This window comes from Pseudomonas sp. Z1-29 (genome assembly GCF_051131995.1).
Lineage (GTDB): Bacteria > Pseudomonadota > Gammaproteobacteria > Pseudomonadales > Pseudomonadaceae > Aquipseudomonas.
On the sequence record NZ_CP071645.1, the window covers coordinates 4,062,202 to 4,085,826 of the forward strand.

The 23,625-nt window shown below is 63.0% G+C and carries 16 protein-coding genes and 1 pseudogene; 10 read left to right on the forward strand and 7 right to left on the reverse strand.

Annotated elements, in window-relative coordinates; translation table 11 throughout:
- Nucleotides 1-59 precede the first annotated feature (59 nt).
- Nucleotides 60-1,007, forward strand: coding sequence for an IS110 family transposase (locus J3P84_RS18425; RefSeq protein ID WP_434623735.1), 948 nt, complete (start codon nt 60-62; stop codon nt 1,005-1,007).
- 194 nt (nt 1,008-1,201) lie between these two features.
- Here J3P84_RS18425 and J3P84_RS18430 read toward each other — a convergent pair whose 3' ends face one another.
- The gene (locus J3P84_RS18430; protein WP_434624977.1) at nt 1,202-2,068 is read right to left on the reverse strand and encodes a pirin family protein; all 867 of its coding nucleotides are present in this window, start codon (nt 2,066-2,068) and stop codon (nt 1,202-1,204) included.
- Nucleotides 2,069-2,176: 108 nt separating this feature from the next.
- On the opposite strand from J3P84_RS18430, the gene J3P84_RS18435 reads away from it, so the two are divergent.
- Nucleotides 2,177-3,082, forward strand: a complete 906-nt coding sequence (locus J3P84_RS18435) for a LysR family transcriptional regulator (protein WP_434631419.1) — start codon at nt 2,177-2,179, stop codon at nt 3,080-3,082.
- A gap of 30 nt (nt 3,083-3,112) precedes the next feature.
- Here J3P84_RS18435 and J3P84_RS18440 read toward each other — a convergent pair whose 3' ends face one another.
- The 5 genes from J3P84_RS18440 to J3P84_RS18460 form a co-directional block, all read right to left on the reverse strand.
- The gene (locus J3P84_RS18440) at nt 3,113-3,727 is read right to left on the reverse strand and encodes a response regulator (protein ID WP_434603435.1); all 615 of its coding nucleotides are present in this window, start codon (nt 3,725-3,727) and stop codon (nt 3,113-3,115) included.
- A gap of 134 nt (nt 3,728-3,861) precedes the next feature.
- On the reverse strand, nt 3,862-4,266 hold the full coding sequence (locus tag J3P84_RS18445; RefSeq protein WP_434624979.1) for a hypothetical protein: 405 nt from the start codon (nt 4,264-4,266) through the stop codon (nt 3,862-3,864).
- A 171-nt stretch (nt 4,267-4,437) separates the two neighbouring features.
- Nucleotides 4,438-8,082 carry an ATP-binding protein gene (locus J3P84_RS18450; RefSeq protein WP_434624981.1) on the reverse strand — a complete coding sequence of 1,215 codons (3,645 nt, stop codon included), beginning with the start codon at nt 8,080-8,082 and terminating at the stop codon, nt 4,438-4,440.
- A 264-nt stretch (nt 8,083-8,346) separates the two neighbouring features.
- Nucleotides 8,347-9,681: a lysine N(6)-hydroxylase/L-ornithine N(5)-oxygenase family protein gene (locus J3P84_RS18455; RefSeq protein WP_434624983.1), complete on the reverse strand. Its 1,335-nt coding sequence runs from the start codon at nt 9,679-9,681 to the stop codon at nt 8,347-8,349.
- A 142-nt stretch (nt 9,682-9,823) separates the two neighbouring features.
- The gene (locus J3P84_RS18460) at nt 9,824-10,306 is read right to left on the reverse strand and encodes a sigma-70 family RNA polymerase sigma factor (RefSeq protein ID WP_305495896.1); all 483 of its coding nucleotides are present in this window, start codon (nt 10,304-10,306) and stop codon (nt 9,824-9,826) included.
- Between the two features lie 426 nt (nt 10,307-10,732).
- Here J3P84_RS18460 and J3P84_RS18465 point away from each other — a divergent pair, with 426 nt between their 5' ends.
- From J3P84_RS18465 to J3P84_RS18480, 4 genes and pseudogenes are all read left to right on the forward strand, one after another.
- Nucleotides 10,733-11,881, forward strand: coding sequence for an efflux RND transporter periplasmic adaptor subunit (locus J3P84_RS18465; RefSeq protein WP_434624985.1), 1,149 nt, complete (start codon nt 10,733-10,735; stop codon nt 11,879-11,881).
- A complete protein-coding gene (locus J3P84_RS18470; RefSeq protein WP_434624987.1) occupies nt 11,882-13,852 on the forward strand; it encodes a MacB family efflux pump subunit in 1,971 nt (656 codons plus the stop codon).
- A gap of 10 nt (nt 13,853-13,862) precedes the next feature.
- Nucleotides 13,863-15,257: an efflux transporter outer membrane subunit gene (locus J3P84_RS18475; RefSeq protein ID WP_434624989.1), complete on the forward strand. Its 1,395-nt coding sequence runs from the start codon at nt 13,863-13,865 to the stop codon at nt 15,255-15,257.
- Nucleotides 15,258-15,815: 558 nt separating this feature from the next.
- Nucleotides 15,816-16,022: pseudogene (locus tag J3P84_RS18480) on the forward strand (DUF6124 family protein); the annotation flags it as partial.
- Between the two features lie 71 nt (nt 16,023-16,093).
- Here the strand turns inward: J3P84_RS18480 and pvdP are convergent.
- Nucleotides 16,094-17,710: a pyoverdine maturation tyrosinase PvdP gene (gene pvdP, locus J3P84_RS18485; RefSeq protein WP_434624991.1), complete on the reverse strand. Its 1,617-nt coding sequence runs from the start codon at nt 17,708-17,710 to the stop codon at nt 16,094-16,096.
- 401 nt (nt 17,711-18,111) lie between these two features.
- On the opposite strand from pvdP, the gene pvdM reads away from it, so the two are divergent.
- From pvdM to J3P84_RS18505, 4 genes are all read left to right on the forward strand, one after another.
- A complete protein-coding gene (pvdM, locus tag J3P84_RS18490; protein WP_434624993.1) occupies nt 18,112-19,482 on the forward strand; it encodes a pyoverdine-tailoring dipeptidase-like protein PvdM in 1,371 nt (456 codons plus the stop codon).
- On the forward strand, nt 19,479-20,759 hold the full coding sequence (gene pvdN, locus J3P84_RS18495) for a pyoverdine-tailoring periplasmic protein PvdN (protein ID WP_434624995.1): 1,281 nt from the start codon (nt 19,479-19,481) through the stop codon (nt 20,757-20,759). The genes pvdM and pvdN overlap by 4 nt, the downstream gene beginning before the upstream one ends.
- A gap of 20 nt (nt 20,760-20,779) precedes the next feature.
- Nucleotides 20,780-21,655 carry a formylglycine-generating enzyme family protein gene (locus J3P84_RS18500; protein WP_434624997.1) on the forward strand — a complete coding sequence of 292 codons (876 nt, stop codon included), beginning with the start codon at nt 20,780-20,782 and terminating at the stop codon, nt 21,653-21,655.
- A 285-nt stretch (nt 21,656-21,940) separates the two neighbouring features.
- Nucleotides 21,941-23,599, forward strand: a complete 1,659-nt coding sequence (locus J3P84_RS18505; protein ID WP_434625000.1) for a cyclic peptide export ABC transporter — start codon at nt 21,941-21,943, stop codon at nt 23,597-23,599.
- Nucleotides 23,600-23,625: the final 26 nt, after the last annotated feature.

The window sequence follows — 23,625 nt, forward strand, 5'->3', positions numbered from 1 at the left end:
AAGCCTGCGCCTCTGGGTGAACCCTTCAAGTGTTCAAACCTTAGCCCGGAGGATTTTCAATGGCAATGCCCGTCGCCACCGCCCAGCCGATCGTAGGTGTGGATGTCGCCAAAGATGAGTTGGTGATTTATCACGCCCAATCCGATCGACTCGAAACGATCCCCAACACCAAAGCTGATATTAAGAAGTGGCTCAAGGCATTACCTGCGCCAGTGGATGTCGCCATCGAAGCCACCAATATCTATCACCAGGACTTCGCCGATCTGGCTTATGCGCATGGCTGTGTGATTTATATGATCGGCGGTTACGAACTCAGTCATTACCGCAAAGGTGTGAAAGTGCGCGCTAAAACCGATGCGCTGGATGCTCGGTTGTTGGCTCGCTACTTGAACAACGAAGGCCACCAGTTGCACCCTTGGTCCCCGCCATCGCCCCTGTATTGCAGGCTTATAAGCCTTTTCCGGCGACGGGCAGCCTTGGTTCAGGCGCGTGTCAGCCTCAAGCAAAGCTGGTCGAACGAACCGTTGCTCAAAACGGCCTTCGAGAACCAGATAAAGGCCATGCAAAGACTCGAAATTTTGCTTGAGAAAACAATCCAGACGCAGTTGGATGCAGCCGGTTTGGGCAGTCAGCTCAAGCGCTGCATGAAAGTCGAAGGCATCGGTCTGTTAAGCGGTGCCCGTTTACTTACGTCGTTTCAGCGTGGAGATTTCAGAAATGCCGATGCCTTCATCGCTTTTCTGGGTCTGGACCTGCGCATATCGGACTCGGGAAAAAAGAAGGGACGCCGCTGCCTGTCTAAGCGAGGTGATCCGGAGGCACGCCGATTGATGCACAACGCCGCGATGTCGGCGAGTCGCACAGCGGCGTGGAAGGGATTTTACGAGGGTTTGAGGTCCCGAGGGCTCAGCACAACCGAGGCATTGGTAGCGCTGGCCCGCAAGCTTGCCCGAGTGGTATTCGCTCTGTTGAAGAACCAGAGCGAATACTTACCAAAAGGCATTTAGGGGCTAGCCCTGCACCATAGAATCTCCCACAGTGGCTCTGTGACGAACACAAAACCCAAGTACACCGCAAAACCATGTGGGAGCGAGCTTGCTCGCGAAGGCGGCCGCCCATTCAACATTGATGCAAGCTGAACCAGCGCTATCGCGAGCAAGCGCGCTCCCACAGGTGAGGTCTACAGGGCTATGCGACCACTTCAGCCCTGCATCCGGCCGAAGCGCCCGGAATGGAAATCCTCGAAGGCCTGGAGGATTTCCTGCTGGCTGTTCATCACGAACGGGCCATGGCCGACGATGGGTTCATCGATGGGCTCGCCACTGAGCAACAGGACCACCGCGTCATGGTCGGCTTGCAGGCTCAATTGGTCGCCGGCCCGTTCGAACAGGGCCAGTTGCCCTTGCTCGACGCGTTCACGGCCGTTGACCTGGACGGTACCGCGCAGCACAACCAGTGCGGTGTTGTAACCGTCATGCACGGCCACGGCCAGGTGCTTCCCGGCGTTCAGGCGGATGTCCCAGACGTCGATCGGGGTAAAGGTTTTCGCCGGGCCTTGATGCCCTTCGAAGGACCCGGCAATCAGGCGCAAGCTACCGGCTCCGTCCTTCAGAGCGATCTGTGGGATGTCGCCCTTGAGAATGGTCTGGTAGCCGGCCGGCGCCATCTTGTCCTTGGCGGGCAAGTTGACCCACAGCTGGACCATTTCCATGAACCCGCCCTGCCGGGCGAAGGCTTCGGAGTGGAACTCTTCGTGAATGATGCCGGACGCAGCGGTCATCCATTGCACGTCACCGGGGCCGATCTTGCCGCCGCTGCCAGTCGAATCACGATGTTCCAGTTCGCCCTGGTAGACGATGGTCACGGTTTCGAAACCACGATGAGGGTGCTGGCCTACGCCGCGTCGCTCGGTGGTCGGTGCGAATTCGCTGGGGGCCGCATGATCGAGCAGCAGGAACGGGCTGACATGTTTGCCCAGATTATCGTAGGAAAACAGCGTGCGAACCGGAAAGCCGTCGCCGACCCAATGAGGCCGCGGACTGGTATAGACGCCGGTGATGTTTTTCATGCTGAGTCTCCGATCGGGTGTTGCCATTCGATGGAACAGCTTAAAACCGCGCCCCTTGATGCGCTAGACTGCAAAAATCGGCCGTAGCGTTCCATCAGGAGAACGATCATCGAAGACCTCAACACCCTGTACTACTTCACCCAAGTTGTCGAACACGGCGGCTTCGCCCCCGCTGGCCGGGCGCTGGACATGCCCAAGTCCAAGCTCAGCCGGCGTATCGCCCAGCTGGAGGAGCGCCTGGGCGTCAGGCTGATCCATCGCACCAGCCGGCATTGTTCGTTGACGGAAATCGGCCAGGCCTATTACCAGCGCTGCCTGGCCATGCGGGTCGAGGCTGAAAGTGCCGCCGAAGTGATCGAACGCAACCGCTCAGAACCCCAGGGACTGGTGCGCATCAGTTGCCCGACGGCGCTGCTCAACAGCTGGGTCGGACCGATGCTGACCCGCTACATGGTCAAGTACCCGCGGGTGGAGCTGTTCATCGAGAGCACCAACCGCCGCGTCGACCTGCTCCACGAAGGGTTCGATATCGCGTTGCGGGTCCGTTTCCCCCCGTTGGAAAACACCGACATGGTCATGAAGGTGCTGAGCAACAGCACCCAGTGCCTGGTGGGAAGCCCGGTCTATCGTGAAGGCCTGTCGTCCCCCGCCTCGCCGGCGGACCTCAATGGCCTGCCCAGCCTCCACTGGGGTTCGGCGCAACGTGAATACCAATGGGAGCTGTTCGGCCCGGACGGCACCCGCGCGCTGATCCGCCACGCACCGCGCATGGTCACCGACGACCTGCTGGCCTTGCGTCATGCGGTGCTGGCGGGCATCGGCATCGCTCACCTGCCTACGGTCGTGGTACGCGAAGACCTGGCCGCCGGACGCCTGGTGGAACTGGTGCCGGGCTGGACACCGAAATGCGGGATCGTCCATGCGATATTCGCCTCACGCCGTGGCTTGCTGCCCTCGGTGCGCACCCTGATCGACTTCCTCGCCGAGGAGTTCAGCCAGAGCGACATGGCCTAGCGCATGCGGCAAGGCGCTCCCCACGGTGCCCTACAAGTGATTGCGCTTGGCGAAATCCGACAGGCCCACCAGGGTTTTCAAGCCAAGCTTCTCCAGCAGGCGGGTCTTGTAGGTGCTGACCGTCTTGGGGCTCAGGAACAAAGCTTCGGCGACGTCCTTGCCGCGCATGCCCATGGCCAGCATCCGCAGGATTGACAACTCGCGGATCGAGAGACTCTCCAGCGCCTGCTGTTCGGTGCGCTGCTGGAAATCCAGGCGGACGGACATCTGTGGGAAATAGGAATAACCGGACTTCAATGCATGAATGGCCTTGGTCAATTCCTTCAGGTCGCTTTTCTTGGTGACAAACCCTCGGGCCCCCGCCGAGATACAGCGATTGCAGAAATGCTGGGCATCCTGGGAGGTAAACACCAGCACCCCGCATGACGGGAACTCAGCCATGATCCAGCTCAACAGTTCAAGGCCGTCGAAACCGTTCATTACCAGGTCCAGGATCACCAGGTCGGGTATGCCTTCCTTGATCAAGGCCCTGGCTTGCGCCACGCTGCTGGCATCGCGGACCTGCGCAGCCCCTTCATTCTGGCAAATGAGCCGCAACGCTCCTCGAATGACAGGGTGGTCGTCCACGATCAACATGTCTTTCACGGCAACTCCCTGGGTAATGACAAATGACATTGGTGCCAGACGGCATCGAACTCTTGCACAAGCGGTGGGCAGGATTCACCTGTCAGATCTGACAGGTGCGACCAGTGGTCATTGGCCCGGCGATAACCACCTCGTCAAGAGCGCGCCCGCTCGCTGATACGCGCTCCCTCGACACGAGCCATCAGGCAGGCCAGTGCAACAGGATCGGGCAACGCGGCCTGGCTCAGTTGCACGTGAGACCGGCGCCCACCTACCTGCGGCGACACGCCAGCCTGTGGCATGTTGTAGATCAACCCGTGAAGCACCTGGGGGTTGTCGACCAGGAAATCGGCTAACTCCACTCCGCCACTTGCCAGTCGGGCATTGGCGACGATCACGTCGAACGGCTCGCTGCCATACTCCACCAGCAGCAACAATTCCTCCATGTCGTTCACCGGCGCAATCCGGAAATAACCCTGCTGGTTGAACAGGCGCTCAAGCTTCATTCGATGAAAATGCTCTGAATCAGCGATCATGATACGTAATGCTTTGTTCGGCATGACGGGCATCCAATGGCAACGCGACGGGTACGGCGGCCCATGAACGTCAGGAGGCGTCAGGCTAGAGAAAGCTTCCAAAGGACGCTGTAGGAAAAATCTTAAAAACCGGGTAAATGGCGCCCATGGCGCCGTCCCGCGGTCAATATCCCCTCATGCCGGTCAGGAACCACTTCAACCTGGCCAGAGCGACGAAGCACGCAGCCGCCCGGTCAAATGTTCGAGCGCCTGCTGCAAGTCGCCCACCGCATCGGCCAACAACGACGCATCCCGGCCCCGGCAAGCGTCTTCCAGGGCATCGCACGCGCTAACCAGACCTTGCGCCCTGACCATCCGCGCCCCGCCCTTGATCCGATGCGCCAGGTCGGCGAGTCCGGGCAGATCATGCCGGGCGGACAAGTGCAGCAATTGCGCGGTGTCTTCGGTATTGCAGGTGACCAGTTCGCTGATCAGGCTGTTCAGCGCCTCCGTATCGCCGCCGGTCAACTGCGCCAGGCCGTCCAGGTCGAAATCATCCGCGGGCGCCTCGGCCTCCGTTCCAGGAAACCCTGCGGCCGGTTCCGGAAAAACCTGCGCCAGACGCGCACCGAGGACTTCGAGACCGATGGGCTTGAACAGGCAGTCGTTCATTCCCGCGTCGATGCAACGCTGCTTTTCTTCTGGCTGGGCATTGGCGGTGAACCCGAGTATCAATATCGGCGACAGGCCTCGCGCGTGCTCCTCTTCACGAATGGCTCGGGTCAATGCGTAGCCATCCATCAAAGGCATGTTGCAGTCGGTAATGATCATGTCGAAGCGCCCGGCGCGCCACGCATGCAGGCCTTGCACGCCTTCCGAGGCCTCCTGCACGCGGTGGCCCAGGTAACTCAGTTGCTGGCACAGCAACAGGCGATTGGCCGGATAGTCATCGACCACCAGAATGGCCAGCGCCCGCATCGGCAACGGCGTCTTGCCCCCGGCAAGTGGGGCCAGGAGCAAGGCGTCGAGCAGCGGCAGATCCAGCCGGATCTCGACCTGCGTGCCCTCCCCCGGCAGGCTGCTCATCGTCAGGGTGCCGCCCATCATTTCGCACAAGGTCCGGCTGATGACCAACCCCAGCCCGGAACCGCCGCGGGTCGACTCGCGGTTGTCGCCGACCTGGGTGAACGGCTGGAACAGCCGCTGCTGGTCTTCAAGGGAAATTCCGCTGCCGGTGTCTTCCACCCGCAGGCAAACAGCGAGTCGCCGGTCTTCGCTGCCGGGGACGGCCTCGGCGATCAAGCGCACCTGGCCCTGATCGGTGAACTTGATCGCGTTGCTGAGCAGGTTCGACAGCACCTGCTTGAAGTGCAACGGATCGATCAGCACGTCGCGGTCGAGCTCATCGTCCAGGGCCAGCTGCAGGCCCAGGTGTTTCTGCCGGGCCAGGCCTTCGAAAACCCGCGCCACCGACTCGACCAGCTCCCGCAGGTTGGCGCGCTCCGGCGCCAGCGACATCCGCCCGGACTCGATACGGGCAACATCGAGGATGTCGCCGATCAGCGCCAGCAAGCCATGGGCGGCGCCCGAAGCGACCTCGATGGCCGCCCGATCGACAATGCCTTCTTCGGCCTTTTTCAGCGCCAGTTCGAGCATGCCGATCACCGCGTTCATCGGCGTGCGGATCTCGTGGCTCATCGTCGCCAGGAACGTGGTCTTGGCCCGGTTGGCGTCATCAGAACCGTCCTTGGCAATGCGCAATTGTTCGAGCAGGTGCTGGCGTTCGCTGACGTCGATCCAGCCGCCAATCATGCCGCTGACCGCGCCGTCGCTGCCGCGATACGGCAGCATCCATTGATAGATGGTCAGCACCTCGCCGTTGGCCACAGTCAGGCGGCGGTCCTGGACCCGTGGCAAGCCCTCCTCCATGACCCTTAGATAGTCATGGTGGTAGAGCCGCGCTTCGACCGGATCCCCCGGCGCGCTTTCGAGCAGGGTCTTGCCGACAACGCTCTGCCGTTCGGCACCGAATACCTCCAGGTAGCCGCTGTTGCACAACACCAGCCGCGCCTCGCGATCACGGACATAGATCGGATGCGGCGTACCATCGATCAATACCCGCATGAATTCCAGTTGGTCGTTGAGGGCGACTTCGGCCTGCCGACGCTTGCATATCAGATGGCGCAGATAGCCGATCCAGCCCAGCGCCAGGAGCAACAGCAGTGCAGCGATGGCGAAGCCTTGGAGAACGGTGGCGCGGTGGCGCAGCCAATAACTGTCTTCCACAACGATTTCCGTACGCCAGCGGTTGGTCAGTTCGTCCATTTCCTCAGGTGCAACGCTGAGCAGCGCCTTGTCCAGGATCGAATGCAGCTGCGGCGCGTCCCGGCGGGTGCCCAAGGCGATCAGCGCCGGCTCGGTGCCGACGGTGCAGGTGATCTGCAGCGTGTCGCGGTACTGACGGGAGATCATGTAGCTGGCACTGAGCAGCGGGCTGATCGCCGCGTCCACCGCGCCGGAAGCCACCATGGCCAGGGCATCGGCGGCGTTTTGCGCCGGCACCAGTTGGACCTCGGGAAATTGCTGCAGCAGGTAATCGCGCAGCCCATTTCCGCGCACCAGCGCCAGACGCTTGCCGGCCATCTGCTCCGGCGTGACGGGGGCCTGGGTATCCAGGGCGGCCACGAGCACGTAGGGATTGCTCAAATAAGGTCGGGTGGAACTCAGTTCATCGGCGTAGTCGGAACCCGGCGGGAACGCCGCCACGACGTCGGCCTCGCCGCCCTTGACCTGCGCGATCAGATCCTCAAGCGACTCACCGTGCTGGATATCGAATTTCAGCCCGGTGCGCAGGCTGATTTTCGCCAGCACATCGGCACTGATGCCGCGAAAGTGCCCCTGTTGGTCAATGAACGTGAGCGGCATGAAGTGATCATTGATCACCACCCTGATTCGCGGATGCGTGTCCAGCCAGCGTTGTTCGCTGACGCTGAAATGCAGCCGTTGGTGGCCGGGCATGCTTGTGCCACCGGCGCTCCAGCGGCGCAGGATCGCCATGCGCTCGGTGCCGGGAATGGCTTGCAAGGCGCTGTTGATGATCCGCAGCAGGCGCGTGTTGTCACGCGCCAGGGCAAACGCGAACGGCTGCACTTCCAAGCGTGAAAAATCGGCCAACTGGACGTTGTTCAGGTAGTTCTTGGTGATCAGGTAATGGGCGCTGATCGAGTCCCCCAGATAGACGTCGGCCTGGCCGAAAGCCACGGCACCGATGGCGCTCAGCGTCGACGGGTACAGCTGCAGCGAAGCCTTGGGGTAAAAAGCCTTGACCGCTTCAGGGGGCAGATAGTGATAAAGCATCGCCACCCGCTTGCCCGCCAGGTCCGGCGCGAGCTTGCGATTGTCACCGGCACGGGTCACCAGGGTCGGCTGGTCATCGGCGTAGGCCTGGGACATCGCCAGTTCCGGATCGCCCGCCTCGAAGCCATTGGCGCTGCCGAGCATGTCGATTGCACCGCCGCGCAGGGCCTGCAGCGCCTCGGCCCGCGACGGGTACCGGCGCACCTGCACATCGACCTGCAACAACTGACCGAGCAACCCGGCGTAATCGGCGGTCAGGCCTTCGTATTCATGGCCATTGCCGGTGATACCGAACGGCGCATAATCCGGCGCCGAGGCGCCCAGCAGCAACGAGCCCTTGTCGCGCAGCCAGGCCCGGTCGGCTGCGTCCAGCGACACCGAATAACCGCTCACGGTGGAACGCCCAAGCACCTGCAGTGACTCGGGCGCAGCGACGACCTGCGGTGCCATGCTCAATAAACCCAGCGACAACGCCGCCAGGCTCATGCGTGAAAACACAATCATCGGATCAGAGGGTTTCGCCTGGCCTTGGCAGAGTTGGCGCGAAAGCGCCACCGAACCTGTGTGAAAATAAGGTTCTGCCTGCCAAAGCAAGGGAACAGCGAACCGTCAGCGTGCCTGTCGAAAATACAGCAAGCGTGACTGGAGTGTAGGAAGTTTCTGAGGAATTTCCTGATGTGTTATCGAGAAATAGCATCGCTCAGGCGCAGACGGTGATCCGTGGTATTGCGCCCAAGCGCAGCCCGGGATCGCCGCCTGCGGCACACCTTATGCCGTGGCCAGCAACTGTCCCCGTACCGATTGGCCCAGGCCGCGTTCCTTGCCGTGCTCATAGAGCGAGCCGGCGATTTCGTCGGCGCGCACCGGCAGGATCGACAGCAAGGTGTCGCTCAAACCATGGCTGGCCTGACAAAAGCCCTGCATGTAGATGGCGGCCTTGCAGCGCTCATCGGTGATCAGTTTGTAGTTGCGATCCACCTCGAAATCGCCGAGGTATTGCGCCAGCGGCTCCAGCAAGGTGCGGTGCATCTGGCGCTCGTAGCCGGTGGCGAGCACCACCGCGTCATAGCGCCGGTTTGTCAGTTCGCCGGTGGCGTTGTTGCGCATGGCCAACTCCACGCCATTCTCCGTGGCCGTGGCTTTTTCGATCGTGGTCAGGGTACGGAACGCATGGCGGGCGATGCCCGAGACTTTCTGGCGATAGAAAATCCCGTAGATGCGTTCGATGAGATCGATGTCCACCACCGAATAATTGGTGTTGTGGTATTCATTGACCAGCCGCTCGCGCTCGCTGTGGGGTTGCTGGAACACCAGGTCGGTGAACTCCGGCGAAAACACTTCGTTGACGAACGGGCTGTCGTCGGCCGGCTTGAGGGCCGAGCCGCGCAGGATCATGTCGACCTGTGCCGATGGGAAGCTGTCGTTGAGGTCGATGAAGGCTTCGGCTGCGCTCTGGCCGCCGCCGATGATCGCGATTTTCATTGGCTGGCCGCTCACGCACGGTTGGGTTGCCATGCGCTCCAGATACTGCGAGTGATGGAACACCCGCGCATCTTCCCTGAACCCTTTGAACGCCTCGGGAATGCGCGGCGTGCCGCCAGCGCTGACCACCACCGAACGCGTGGCGCGCACACACTCCTCGCCCCGTCCGTTGCGGGAAATCACCCGCAGCGCTTCAACCTGCTGGTTGTGCAGCACCGGCTCGATGCGCAGCACCTCTTCGCCGTAGCGGCTCTGGCCGGCGAACTGCGCCGCCACCCAGCGCAGGTAGTCGTTGTACTCCATGCGACACGGGTAGAAGGTGCCGAGGTTGATGAAATCCACCAGGCGGCCATGGTGCTTGAGGTAATTGACGAACGAGTACGGGCTGGTCGGGTTGCGCAGGGTCACCAGATCCTTGAGGAAGGAAATCTGCAATTCGCTCTGGGTCACCAGGGTATTGCCGTGCCAGCGGTAGTCGGCCTGTTTGTCGAGGAACAACACATCCAGTTCGCCCTGGACCGGGCCACGTTCCTGAAGCGCGATGGCCAGCGCCAGGTTCGAAGGGCCGAAGCCGATGCCGATCAAATCGTGAACGGTGGGCGCTGCAATTGCCTGTGTCATGTCCAGTGTCCTCTGGAAAAGCCCCTCAACAGGGCGCGAAAGCCTGGGTGACTTGAGCGGCCCGCACTAGGCCGTCAGTCGTCTGTTGAGAGGAACGAGGACAACGAAGGAAAATTTACCACCGAGAATCAGCGAGGGTGAATCAGGACGCGTCCCACTGCCGTACGCGAATACGACAATGCTTCATGGCATTGACGATGTGTTTCTCCACCAGCGCCCTGGAAATACCCAGGCGCCCGGCGATCTGCGAGTGAGACAGGCCTTCGAGCTTGCGCAGCAGGAAACTCTCGCGGCACAGCGGCGGCAACTCGGCCAGGGCCCGTTGCAGCATGTCCAGGCGCTGGCCGTGGTCCAGGCTGGTATGGGGCGATGGGGTGAAAAACCGTTCTTCGCTGTCGAGCACATCGAGGGATTCGACCTGGCGCAGGGTGTTGCGCCGATGCCCGTCGATCACCAGGTTCAGCGCGGTGCGATATAGGAACGCCCGGGGCTGCTCGATGGGGGTATCGCTGGCGCGCTCCAGCACCCGCACATAGGCGTCATGCACCACATCTTCGGCCGCCTGGCGGTTGCCTAGCCTGGCGTTGAGGAAACACACCAGTTCGCGATAGTAGTTTTCCAACATGACTCCCGTGCGCAGCGACTGCGACAGCTATCCCTGTGCCACTCGGCATGCCTGGAAAAGGCATGGCAGGATAGTGGCAGGCTCAATCGCGTAATTTATAGTAATTCTCATATAGATTTAAAGCGTTGGTTTGTATCAAGGCCGATTCGTTCATCTGATTGGGCGTCTGAAACCGCTTCTGTGGCGAGGGAGCTTGCTCCCGCTGGGGCGCGAAGCGGCCCCAAAACCTGAGTGCACAATTTTTTATCGGGCTGCCTGCCTTGGGCCTGCTGCGCAGACCAGCGGGAGCAAGCTCCCTCGCCACGGGGTTCAACTGTTACCCAGTATTTCCCCCGCTAAATTCCCGCCCGGAACGCTCGTTTACCAGAACAGCCCCCGTCCCTGCTGCTCTTGCGACGGACCCGATATCACCGGCCGGAACCCTGCATGAAACGTCCCCGCCTCACCCGCCCCGCCTGGCTCCTGACTTTCGCCCTGCTACCGGCCGTGGCCTTCGCCGCCTGGCAAGCGGTTACGCCGGACCACGGCCCCGTCGCCACCGCGGCCGTCACCCGCGGCGATATCGAAAACAGCGTCACCGCCCTCGGCACATTGCAACCGCGGCGTTATGTAGACGTCGGCGCCCAGGCCTCCGGGCAGATCCAGAGGATCCATGTCGAGGCCGGCGACGAGGTTCGCGAAGGTCAGTTGCTGGTGGAAATCGACCCGTCCACGCAGAAAGCCCGGCTCGACGCCGGACGTTTTTCCATCGAAAACCTCAAGGCCCAACTCCAGGAACAACGCGCCCAGCACGACCTGGCGCAACAGAAGTTCCGCCGTCAACAACAGCTCAAGGCCGGCGGAGCTACTCGCGAAGAGGATGTGCAGACGGCGCAGGCCGAGGTGCGGGCGACCCAGGCGCGCATCGACATGTTCCAGGCGCAGATCCGCCAGGCCCAGGCCAATCTGCGCAGCGACGAGGCGGAATTGGGCTATACCCGGATCTATGCGCCGATGAACGGCACCGTGGTTGCCGTCGGCGCCCGGGAAGGCCAGACCCTCAACGCCCAGCAGCAAACCCCGCTGATCCTGCGCATCGCCCGGCTGTCACCGATGACGGTCTGGGCCGAAGTCTCGGAAGCCGACATCGGCCACGTCAAGCCGGGCATGACCGCCTACTTCACCACCCTGGCCGGCGGCAACCGGCGCTGGAGCAGCACCGTGCGACAGATCCTGCCGGTGCCGCCGCGTCCGCTGGAAGCCAGCCAGGGCGGCAGCCCCTCCGGCGGCCGCAGCGGCAGCGAACGGGTGGTGCTCTACACCGTGCTGCTGGACGTGGACAACGCCGACCGCGCCCTGATGACCGACATGACCGCCCAGGTATTTTTCGTCGCTGCCCAGGCCAAGGACGTGTTGACCGTGCCCATCGCCGCGTTGCAGGACGCAAGCCAGGTGCGGGTGCTGGCCGACAATGGCGACATCCAGCCAAGGACCGTTCGCACCGGCGTCAGCGACCGCTTGCGCACGCAGATCCTCGACGGCCTGAGCGAAGGCGATCGCGTGCTGATCGGCCCGGCCAGCGGCAGCGGAGGCTGAATGAGTACGCCCCTGATCGAACTGCGGGACATTCGCAAGGCCTACGGCGGTGGCGACAGCCCACGGGTGGAAGTGCTGCGGGGTATCGACCTGTCGATTCACGCTGGGGAGTTTTTGGCGATCGTCGGGGCGTCCGGCTCCGGCAAATCGACGCTGATGAACATCCTCGGCTGCCTCGACCGTCCCACCAGCGGCGAGTACCGCTTTGCCGGTGAGAACGTCGCCCGACTGGGCAGCGACGAACTGGCCTGGCTACGCCGGGAGGCGTTCGGGTTCGTGTTCCAGGGCTACCACCTGATCCCGTCCGGCACGGCCCAGGAAAACGTCGAGATGCCGGCCATCTATGCCGGCATCTCGGCCGCCGAGCGTCATGCCCGGGCCAGCGCCCTGCTCGAACGCCTGGGCCTGGCGAGCCGCACCGGCAATCGTCCCCACCAGCTGTCCGGCGGGCAGCAACAGCGAGTGTCGATTGCCCGGGCCTTGATGAACGGCGGCCACATCATCCTCGCCGACGAACCCACCGGCGCCCTCGACAGCCAGAGCGGCATCGAAGTCATGGCGCTGCTCGACGAACTGGCGAGCCAGGGCCACGTGGTGATCCTGATCACTCACGACCGCGAAGTGGCGGCCCGGGCCAAACGCATCATCGAAATCCGCGATGGGCTGATCATCAGCGACAGCGCCACCACCACAGCCAGCGCACCACAAGCCAACCCCAAGGCGTTGCAAGCGGTGGATCTGCGCCAGCGCCTGAGCGCCGGCAGCGAACACAACGGCGCCTGGAAAGGCGAACTGGTGGACGCCGTCCAGGCCGCTTGGCGAGTGATGTGGATCAACCGTTTTCGCACCGCCCTGACCTTGCTCGGCATCGTCATCGGCGTGGCCTCGGTGGTGGTGATGCTGGCGGTGGGCGAAGGCAGCAAGCGCCAGGTCATGGCCCAGATGGGCGCCTTCGGTTCCAACATCATCTACCTCAACGGTACGGCGCCCAACCCGCGCGCCGCCAAGGGCATCATCAGCGAACAGGACATCGCCGCCCTCGCCGCCCTGCCCGAAGTGCAACGCATCATGCCGGTCAACGGCAACAACGCCAACGTGCGTTTCGGCAACCTCGACCACACCAGCTACGTGGGCGGCAACGACACCCATTTCCCGATCATCTTCAACTGGCCGGTGGCCCAGGGCAGCTACTTCAGTGACACCGATGAGCGCAGCGCGGCGGCGGTGGCGGTGATCGGCCACAAGGTCCGGCAGAAGCTGCTCAAGGACGTCGCCGATCCCATCGGCCGCTACATCCTGATCGAAAACGTGCCGTTCCAGGTGGTTGGCGTACTCGCCGAAAAAGGCGCCAGCTCGGGGGATTCGGACGCCGACAATCGCATCGCCGTGCCCTACTCCGCCGCCAGCGTGCGTCTGTTTGGCAGCCGTCATCCTGAATACGTGGTGATCGCCGCTCGCGACGCGGCCAAGGTCAAGGAGGCCGAGCAGGCCGTTTCCCGTACCTTGCTGCGACTGCACAACGGCAAGCAGGATTTCGAGCTGACCAACAACGCCGCGATGATCCAGGCCGAGGCCCGCACCCAGGGCACGCTGTCGTTGATGCTCGGGGCCATTGCGGCAATCTCGCTGCTGGTGGGCGGCATCGGCGTGATGAACATCATGCTCATGACAGTGCGCGAGCGGACCCGGGAAATCGGCATCCGCATGGCCACCGGTGCCCGCCAGCGCGACATCCTGCGCCAGTTCCTGACCGAAGCGGTGATGCTCTCGGTGGTCGGTGGATTGGCCGGCATCGGCCTGGCCCTGCTGGTGGGCGGCGCGTTGCTGCTGGGCAAAATCGCCGTGGCGTTCGAATGGCTGGCGGTGTTCGGCGCCTTCGGTTGCGCGCTGGTCACCGGCGTCGTCTTCGGTTTCATGCCGGCCCGCAAGGCCGCTCGCCTCGACCCGGTCGCGGCCCTCACCAGTGAATGAATCCTTCTCTATGAAAGCGCACCTGACCCTCCTGGCCGCCAGCCTGCTGCTGGCGGCCTGCGGCACACCTTTGTCGACACCCGACAGCGGCATCGAGCCGCCCTCGGCCTGGCAAACTGTCGATACGCCCAGTGCTCATGTCGATAACCAACAATGGTGGAAGCAGTTCGGCAGCCCGCAGCTCGATAAATTGATCGAACAGGCGCGCCAAGGCAGCTTCGACCTCGCTGCCGCCATGGCCCGGGTTCGCCAGGCCCAGGCCAGCGCGGTGATCGCTGGCGCACCGTTGCTGCCGGAAATCCGCGCCGGGCTCAACGGCAATCGCCAGGAGTTGCTGCGGGGCAAGGGCTACAGCCAGTTGGACGTGGATCGGAACAACCGCACCATCGACTACTACGATGCCCACCTCAGCGCCAGTTATGAAGTGGATTTCTGGGGCGGCAAACGGGCGGCGCGGGACAGTGCGCTGAGCGCGTTGTCGGCCAGCCGGTTTGACCGGGCGACCGTGGAGCTGACTCTGCTCAGCGCTGTCGCCAACAACTACACCCAGGCCTTGTCGCTGCGCGAACAGCAGCGCATCGCCGAACTTAACCTGGCCAACGCGCAAAACGTCCTCGACCTGGTGCAGACCCGCTACGATGCCGGCAGCGCCACGGCCCTGGAACTGTCCCAGCAAAAAAGCCTGGTGGCGACGCAGCGGCGCCGATTGCCCCAGGTGCAACAGCAGGCGCGGGAGGCGTTGATCACCCTGGCGGCGTTGCTGGGCCAGCCGGTGCAATCACTCAAGCTCGACGATGAAACCTTCGACGCCTTGCACTGGCCCGCCATCGACGCGGGCGTACCCAGCGACCTGCTGCGCCGTCGCCCCGACATCGCCGCCGCCGAAGCACGCCTCGCCGCCGCCCAGGCCGACATCAGCGTGGCCCGCGCCGCCCTGCTGCCCTCGGTCACCCTGGGCCTGAGCCTGGCCACCGGCGCCGACATTGCCGACCAGTTGCTGCGCAACAACGTCTACAACCTCAGCGCCGGCCTGGCCGCGCCGATCTTCAACAACGGTCGCCTGCGGGCCGAACGGGACAGGGCCACCGCGCGCCAGGAAGAACTGCTGGAAACCTACCGCGCCGCCATCGTCAATGGTTTCGCCGATGTCGAGAAAGCCCTGAACGGCATCCAGGGCCTGGACCAGCAGCGACAATGGCAGAGCGAAGAGCTGCACCAGGCGCAAACCGCCTTCGACATCGCCCAAAGCCGCTATCAGGCCGGCGCCGAAGACTTGCTCACCGTACTCGAAACCCAACGCACGCTGTACGCCGCCCAGGACATGAACGTGCAATTGCGCCTGGCACGGGTGCAGGCGAGCGTGGCGTTGTACAAGGCGCTGGGTGGGGGTTGGCGGGTGATGTAGGCCTAAAGCCGAGCGCCCTATTAGGGACGGGGTAATACCCGTGGCGAGGGAGCTTGCTCCCGCTCGGTTGCGCAGCGACCGCAAGATTTTAGGGCCGCTACGCGGCCCAGCGGGAGCAAGCTCCCTCGCCACGGGGGATTCGTATACTCACAAATTGTGTTCGGCTTCGGTTCTGTTTATCCGGCCATGTAAGCCGTCCGAGCGAGGCTACGTTGCCTTGCGTCATTGCCTACAACTACGCCAGAATCCGCCGACTTGTGCGCTTGGCTCGTGGCTTTTACTGTTTCCGGGTCGCTGATTGCAGTGATCGGGTTTGGTAGCCCGCGAGTCAACTAGGCGCAAGCGCCACCTTCTGCAGATGCTGTCTTGGCATCTGCTTCATGGTGGCCGTGCGCAGGGCGTCTTCGGGCGCGCCGGGTTCCTAGTGCTCCGGTCTACCAACCCGCGTACGGCCGCCCCCCAATCGTTTGGTAGCGATGGTGTCGGCTCCTGAAAATGCATACTAGGAGTTACATCATGTTCAAGCACACCCCCAATCCCCCCGAAGAATCCCCCAGCCCGTTATTCACCGTCGCACCAGACGCCGACATCGAATGCCTGCTCGCCAACCTCAGCGAAACCCTCGCCTCGGCGAACGCGATGGCCAGCGACCTTGCCTTCGCCCTGGAAGGCTCGCAACGGCATTTGGCGTTGGGGATCCAGCAGATGATCGAGCTCGGTGAGCTCCTGGCAAACCGCGCCCTGGACATTGCCGCGCCGCGCTAGCCACCTCAAGCCAAGTGAAATCCGTGGCGAGGGAGCTTGCTCCCTCGCCACAAAAGCAGCTGTCGCGTAAGTTAAACCGGCTTGGACTTCAGATTACGCGCGTACCACGGCCGTTGCGGCACGCGGCGCAACAGTCTGGAGAGTTTGTCGTCATCACTGCCAAAGGTGATGCGCAGCGCCAGTTTCATGGTTTCCGGGTCCATTTCCACCGAGCGGCCGACCTGCAGCCCCGGCGTGGTACTGCAACCATGGGTGTCCGGGCCCAGCCAGGGGTCGGCGATTTCCACCCAGCGGCCCGGGGCGAACCAGGGCACGCCGTTGACTTGCAGCCGGCTGACTTCGCCCGGATGGAAACGCTCGTGGGCGCGGAACCAGTCTTCGAGGCGATCGTCGATCCAGCCGTGGAAGGCCCAGAATACCGGGCTCACGTGAGAGGAAAACGGATCGCCCAGAAAATCGTTCTCCGGTTCGAACCAGCGCTGGGCGAAGTCCGCCTGATCACGGGCGAACGGCACCGGATGACCGTTGGACGGGTCCCTGGGCACCGAGGCCCAGCGCATGTGCAGCCAGTCATGCAGGCCCAGTTCCACCTCGGAACCGAACTGGCCCAAGGTCAGCTTCGACAGGTAGCGCGGATCGTGATAGCGCGACTCCCAGACCTGGAAATTGCTGTGGTAGGTCTCGGCGGTCTTGATGTCGCTGACCCATTGGGCGTACTGCTCGTCGCCACGGGCCAGCCATGTCGGCGGCAGTGCCGTGCCGTCGAGGTTATCGAAATACCGGGCAAAGCCTAGGCGATCGCGTTCCAGCTCCGGTTGCGGCAAGGGGAAACGCGGCCACGACGGTAACGGCTGGAACGAACGCGCCGTGCCGAGCATGTGCCGATGCATGAAAAAGAAATCCACCCCCGAGCCGTTGCGATCCTTGCGCGGCCCACGGGCGTCACGCTCGTTGTCTCGCGGCCCGGGCTGCCAGCCAAGGCCGCGCAGGGCGTTGCGTTTGTCTTCGTCGAGGGTGTGCCATTTGTCCCGCGAGGCGTGCCAGAGCTGGTGAAACAGACGGTGCTCGGGCGAGACCAGCCAGGCCAGGAGCTTCGGGCTCAGCGGTATGCGCTCCCTGGCTTCGGGAAAGCGCTGCTTGACGGCGATGAACTGGTTGTCGAGTTCCGGCTGTGCCAGCGGGCGGTCCAGGCGCAACACCCGGCCACTGAGGGTGGCGGTGCCGGCATTGCCGAAACCGGCCCAGACTTCGTCAACGGTCATGATGAACTCGTAATCCGGCGCGGCATGTTCGCTGCCGATCAGTCGCCAACTCAACTGCTTCGGGTCGCTGCCGGCCAGGTCGCCCAAGACCCGATAACGCGGTTCGTCCCCGGCACGCAGGCGTTCGCCGGTGTCCAGGCAGCCCACTAGGCCACGGCCCTTGTGGGCGATGTCGAGAAACACTTGCAGGCCGTCGCCGGGCATACCGTCGAGACCGGCATCGCGACCGATGAAACGGATCGTCCAGATACCCCGCAGCGTGTTGGCCCGGCGCTGGCCCGCCACATCCGCCACATCGAACGACGCCTCGCCGGGAGTGATGGTGGGGTCCGGCCGGGTCAGTTCACGGTGCCCGTAATACACCGCAGGCACGGCGGCACCGGTCAGCGCCAGGCCTGCCATGAACCATCGTCGAGAAATCGTCATTGCCTTACCTGTGTTCGCCCTCGCACGGGCTTTATCCAAGCTAGGACGATGGCTGGGCGGACAAATTTATAGCGAGCTGTGAGGGCCTCATCGCGAGCAAGCTCGCTCCCACAATGGGTCTGGGTACATTCGCAGAAGATAGGTGGGTTTCACGGCCGCCTTCGCGAGCAGGCTCGCTCCCACAATGGGTCTAGGTACATTCGCAGAAGATAGGTGGGTTTCACGGCCGCCTTCGCGAGCAGGCTCGCTCCCACAGGTGGATTGCATTTCAATGTGGGAGCGAGCCTGCTCGCGAAGAGGCCCTCGAGGGCGCCTAAATTTCCCCGCCGACCACTCGTTCCCCCCAGATAGCAAAGGCCCCCGCGCCTGTCCTTCCAAGGCGAACCAGACTGAGATCGGCAATGACCACACCACGTTCGAAAAAGGCTCTTTTCACCGGCGTATCCCTGGCCCTGGCGCTGGTCGTCGGTGGTGGGCTCGCGGCCTGGGACCATTGGTGGCGGGACAATCCCGGCTACCCGGTGAAGGTGATGAAAGAAGCCCGGGAGTTGCACGAGCGCCTGTTGTCCTTCGACAGTCACATCACCGTGCCGCTGGATTTCGGCACCGCCGGCAATGAAGCGGACAAGGACGGCAACGGCCAGTTCGACCTGGTAAAAGCCAATCGCGGTCACCTCTCCGGCGCCGCGCTGACCATATTCGGCTGGCCCGAACTGTGGAACGGCCCCAACGCGCCGCACAAGCCCACCGCCGGCTTCGTCGAGGAAGCGCGCAACCAGCAGGAAGTGCGCTACAAGATCATCACCGGCATGGTCCGGGATTTCCCCAACCAGGTCGCCATCGCCTACACCCCCGACGACTTCCGTCGCCTGCACGGCGAAGGCAAGTTCGCGATTTTCATCAGCATGCTCAACGCCTATCCCCTCGGCCACGACCTGAGCCTGCTGGACCTGTGGACGGCGCGGGGCATGCGCATGTTCGGCTTCAGCTACATCGGCAACAACGACTGGGCCGATTCTTCGCGACCGCTGCCGTTTTTCAACGATTCGCCCGACGCCCTTGGCGGCCTCTCGGACATTGGCAAGCAAGCGGTGAAACGCCTGAACGACCTCGGCGTGATCATTGACGTATCGCAAATGTCGACCCTGGCCCTGGAGCAAGTCGCACAACTGAGCCGCACCCCATTGGTAGCTTCTCACTCGGCGCCACGGGCCATGGTGGACATCCCGCGCAACCTCAGCGACAAGGAAATGCAGTTGATCAAGGCCAGCGGCGGCGTGGTGCAGATTGTCGGTTTCTCCCAGTACCTGCGACCGCTGACGCAAAAGACCCAGGACAAACTCAACGACCTGCGCGAGCGCTTCGACCTGCCGCCGCTGTCCAACCTGGCGATGGCGCTGATGCCCGGCGATCCGATCATCGCCGCGTGGCCGGAACAGCGATTCGGCGAATACGCCGGCCAGCTCTACGCCATTCTCGAAGAGGAGCCCAAGGCCAGTCTCAAGGATCTGGGCGATGCCATCGACTACGCCGTGCGCAAGATCGGTATCGACCATGTCGGCATCAGCTCGGACTTCAACGAAGGCGGCGGCGTTAAAGGCTGGGAAGACGTCGGCGACATCCGCAACGTGACCGCCGAACTGCTGACGCGCGGCTACTCCGAAGCCGACATCGCCAAGCTTTGGGGCGGCAACTTCCTGCGCGTCTGGGACCAGGTGCAGAAAGCCGCCCAGCCAGCGATTGCCGCGACGCAGAAGGCGGCCCAGCGATGAACGAGCGCCGTACCTTTCTCAAGCAAGCCGGGATCCTGACGGCCGGCCTGCCGTTTGCCGCCAGCCTGCCGTCCATCGCCGCTGCCGATCCATTGTCGCCGCTGCCCCGGGACAAATGGGCGCAACTGCGCTCGTTGTTCTACCAGGACCCGGACTACCTGCATTTCTCCAATTTCCTCATCACCACTCACCCACGTCCGGTGCGCGAGGCCATCGAACGCCACCGCGCCGCCCTCGATAAAAACCCGGGATTGTTGATGGACTGGGACCTGGGCGTCACCGAAGAGCGCGAGGAAAACGTGCGGACCTGGGCCGGGCGCTACCTGCAAGCGACACCGAAACAGATCGCCCTGACCGGCAGCACCACCGAAGGCCTGGCGATGATTTATGGCGGCGTCCATGTACGGCCCGAACAGGAAATCCTCACCACCGCCCATGAACACTATGCCACCCACACCATCCTCGACTTGCGCAAGCAACGGGACGGCACCCGGGTGCGCAAGATCAAGCTGTTCGAAAACGCCCGCGACGCCAGCGAGGCGCAAATCCTCGCGGCCATCGACCGCAACATCCGCCCCGAGACCCGCGTACTGGGCATGACCTGGGTGCACTCGGGCAGCGGCGTGAAGCTGCCAATCGGCAAGATCGGCGCCCTGGTGGACAAGCACAACCAGGGCCGCGGCGATGAGCAGCGGATCGTGTATGTGGTGGACGGCGTGCACGGTTTCGGTGTCGAGGACCTGAATTTCCCGCAGATGAATTGCGACTTCTTCATCGCCGGCACCCACAAATGGATGTTCGGCCCGCGGGGCACCGGCGTGGTGTGCAGCCGCAGCGAAGAGGTCAGGTACGTCACGCCGATCATCCCGACCTTCTCCGAGGCGACGGCGTTTTCCACCACCATGACCCCGGGCGGCTACCACGCCTTCGAGCATCGCTGGGCGGCGGACGAGGCCTTCAAGCTGCATCTGCAATTGGGCAAGGCCGAGGTGCAGGCGCGCATTCACGCGCTCAACAGCTACCTGAAGAAACAACTGCTGGCGCTGCCGCAGATCGAGCTGGTCACGCCGTTGAGCCCGGAGCTGTCGGCCGGCTTCACCTTCTTCCGGGCCAAGAATCGCAAAAGCGATGAGATCGCTGCCTACCTGATGCAAAACCGCGTCATCGCCGACGCCGTGCACCGCGATGCCGGGCCGGTGATCCGCACCGCGCCGGGGCTGCTCAACACCGAAGTCGAAATCGACCGCTTCATGGCGCTGTTGAGCAAAACACTCTGATGACTGATCGAGAGCAATCGATGAACCGATTTTTATTGAAGACGCTTCCGGCATTGGCCCTCACCGCCCTGCTGCCCTCCAATGCCCAGGCGTCGCAACCGGGCCAGGTATTTCGCGACTGCAAGGACTGCCCGGAGATGGTCGTGCTGCCCACCGGCACCTTCCAGATGGGCACGCCGGACAACGAGGTCGGCCGCGAGCCCGACGAAGGCCCGATGCACCCGGTGACGTTCGACAAGCCGGTGGCAATCAGCCGCTTCCAGGTGCTCAAAGGCGAGTGGTTCGCCTACCTGCGCGACAGCGGCTACGTGATGCCTGACGGCGACAAGCGCCCCGGCCGTGCGTGCCGGGCCGGCGTCCCGGATTACCAGGGTAGCGATCCGCGCAAGCAATACACCGACCGGCACCCGGCGGTGTGCATGGATTTCGCCGAGGCCAGCGCCTACGTGGCGTGGCTGTCGAAAAAAACCGGCAAGCCGTATCGGTTGGTCAGCGAGTCCCTGCGCGAATACGCAGCGCGCGGCGGCAGCGATGGCCCGTTTCCCTTCCCGTTCGATGAAGGCAAGGACTACAGCATCGCCCAGCACGCCAATACCTACGGCGCCGCCGACGGCTACAACTTCACCGCGCCGGCCGGCAGCTTCGCGCCCAATGCCTTCGGCGTGTACGACATGCACGGCAACGTCTACGAATGGACCGCCGATTGCTTCAACGAAAACTACCTCAATGCTCCAGGCGACGGCAGCGCCGCACTGACGGGCAACTGCAAAGTGCGGCGCATCCGTGGCAACGACTGGGGCGAAGCACCGGTGTTCTCCCGTTCGGGCAACCGCAACGCGGTGTTCTCCGATGCCCGCGGTGATTGGCTGGGGTTCCGGGTCGCCCGGGATATGTAGATCAACCTGCCGGACACGCTTTTGTGGCGAGGGAGCTTGCTCCCGCTGGGCCGGTCCGACGCTTCGGGCGAAGCGACCCCAAGATTCTTGCGGTCGCTGCGCAACCGAGCGGGAGCAAGCTCCCTCGCCACAGGTGTTTTGCTCATCTGGAGCATCGCTAAATTCCCCTTCCCCCTAATCGTTTTACAGGTGGGCGCGTCCCAATCCGGCGTGCCGCTGTCCTTCAGCCCATGCGGTGAATGCCCGCGATGGTCTTCGCCTTTTTCTTCAAGCAGGGAAACCTCCATGAGCCAACCAATCCGCGGGGTGATCAGTGAACTGTTCATCCTGCTCAAACCCTTCCGGCTGATTGTCGTAGGCTCCATCCTCTTGGGCATGCTCGGTGGCCTGAGCATCACCGCCCTGCTGGCGACCATCAACGACGCGCTGAACGCCGATGCCGGGCCCTCGCCACACATGCTCGGGACCTTCGCCGGGCTTTGCGCGGCGGCGCTGCTGACCTCAATCCTGTCGGACATCGGCACCAACCACGTCGGCCAGAACATCATCGCCAGCCTGCGCAAATCCCTCGGCCAGAAAGTCCTGCTGGCACCGATCGAACAGATCGAGCGTTTTCGCAGTCATCGGCTCATCCCGATACTGACCCACGACGTCAACATGGTCAGCAACTTCGCTTTTTCCTTTGCGCCATTGGCGATTGCCTTCACCGTCACCCTCGGCTGCCTGGCCTACCTGGCCTACCTGTCATTGCCGATGTTTGCGCTGCTGCTGGTGGCATTGGTGATCGGCACCGTCATCCAATACGTGGCGCGAGCCCGTGGCATTCGCGGTTTCGAAGCGGCCCGCGAGGCTGAAGACGCCCTGCAAAAGCACTACAGCGCGATCGCCGCCGGCGCCAAGGAACTGCGTATCCATCGGCCTCGTCGCCAACGCATGTTCAGCCAGCGCATCGAAGCCACCGCCGAGCAGATCTGCGATACCAACATCCGCTCGGTCAACACCTTCGTGGTCGCCAAGACCTTCGGCTCGATGCTGTTCTTTGTGGTCATCGGCCTGGTCCTGGCCCTGCAATCGCTGTGGCTGGGCATCGACAAGGCGGTGCTCAGCGGTTTTGTGCTGGTGCTGTTGTATATGAAAGGGCCGCTGGAATACCTGGTGATGACCTTGCCGGTGATCAGCCGCGCCAACATTGCATTCAAACGCATTGCGGAGTTGGCCGAGCAGTTCTCCTCGCCGGAGCCACACCTGCTGCTCAATGATAAGAGCGTGCCCAAGCCGACGATCCAACAGCTTGAATTGCGTGACGTGCACTACGCCTTCCCGGCGGTCGACGGCAGCCAGGCCTTCGCCCTCGGACCGGTCAACCTGTCCATCGCCCAGGGCGAGATCGTATTCATCGTCGGCGAGAACGGCGGGGGCAAGACCACGCTGATCAAATTGCTGCTGGGCCTCTATGCGCCCCAGGGCGGTGAAATTCTGCTCGATGGCAAGCCGGTGCTGGCTGCGCAGCGTGACGATTATCGCCAGTTGTTCACCACGATTTTTGCCGACTACTACCTGTTCGATGAACTGGTGCAAGGCGACCAGCAAGTGCCGGGGACCGCCAATCGCTACCTGGAGCGCCTGGAGATTGCCCACAAGGTCAGCATTCACGACGGTGTCTTCAGCACCACCGATCTCTCCACCGGCCAACGCAAGCGCCTGGCCCTGCTCAACGCCTGGCTGGAAGAACGCCCGGTGCTGGTCTTCGACGAATGGGCCGCCGACCAGGACCCGGTGTTCCGGCGGATCTTCTACACCGAGCTGCTGCCGGAGCTGAAGGCCCTGGGCAAGACCATCATCGTCATTTCCCACGACGACCGTTACTTCGACATCGCCGATCAGCTGGTGCGGATGCAGGCCGGTCAGGTCGTCACTGAAAAGGTCCCGGCAGCCTTCGCCTGAGCCTGCCCGACGCAATGCTGTCTACC

What these genes read in the sequence shown, in the direction of transcription:
- J3P84_RS18445 (WP_434624979.1), bottom strand. Translation starts at nt 4,266, where the DNA reads ATGCCGAACAAAGCATTACGTATCATGATCGCTGATTCAGAGCATTTT.
- J3P84_RS18470 (WP_434624987.1), top strand. Translation starts at nt 11,882, where the DNA reads ATGAGTACGCCCCTGATCGAACTGCGGGACATTCGCAAGGCCTACGGC.
- J3P84_RS18505 (WP_434625000.1), top strand. Translation starts at nt 21,941, where the DNA reads ATGAGCCAACCAATCCGCGGGGTGATCAGTGAACTGTTCATCCTGCTC.
- J3P84_RS18455 (WP_434624983.1), bottom strand. Translation starts at nt 9,681, where the DNA reads ATGACACAGGCAATTGCAGCGCCCACCGTTCACGATTTGATCGGCATC.
- pvdM (WP_434624993.1), top strand. Translation starts at nt 18,112, where the DNA reads ATGACCACACCACGTTCGAAAAAGGCTCTTTTCACCGGCGTATCCCTG.
- J3P84_RS18460 (WP_305495896.1), bottom strand. Translation starts at nt 10,306, where the DNA reads ATGTTGGAAAACTACTATCGCGAACTGGTGTGTTTCCTCAACGCCAGG.
- J3P84_RS18430 (WP_434624977.1), bottom strand. Translation starts at nt 2,068, where the DNA reads ATGAAAAACATCACCGGCGTCTATACCAGTCCGCGGCCTCATTGGGTC.
- J3P84_RS18425 (WP_434623735.1), top strand. Translation starts at nt 60, where the DNA reads ATGGCAATGCCCGTCGCCACCGCCCAGCCGATCGTAGGTGTGGATGTC.
- J3P84_RS18500 (WP_434624997.1), top strand. Translation starts at nt 20,780, where the DNA reads ATGAACCGATTTTTATTGAAGACGCTTCCGGCATTGGCCCTCACCGCC.
- J3P84_RS18465 (WP_434624985.1), top strand. Translation starts at nt 10,733, where the DNA reads ATGAAACGTCCCCGCCTCACCCGCCCCGCCTGGCTCCTGACTTTCGCC.
- J3P84_RS18450 (WP_434624981.1), bottom strand. Translation starts at nt 8,082, where the DNA reads ATGATTGTGTTTTCACGCATGAGCCTGGCGGCGTTGTCGCTGGGTTTA.
- pvdP (WP_434624991.1), bottom strand. Translation starts at nt 17,710, where the DNA reads ATGACGATTTCTCGACGATGGTTCATGGCAGGCCTGGCGCTGACCGGT.
- J3P84_RS18475 (WP_434624989.1), top strand. Translation starts at nt 13,863, where the DNA reads ATGAAAGCGCACCTGACCCTCCTGGCCGCCAGCCTGCTGCTGGCGGCC.
- pvdN (WP_434624995.1), top strand. Translation starts at nt 19,479, where the DNA reads ATGAACGAGCGCCGTACCTTTCTCAAGCAAGCCGGGATCCTGACGGCC.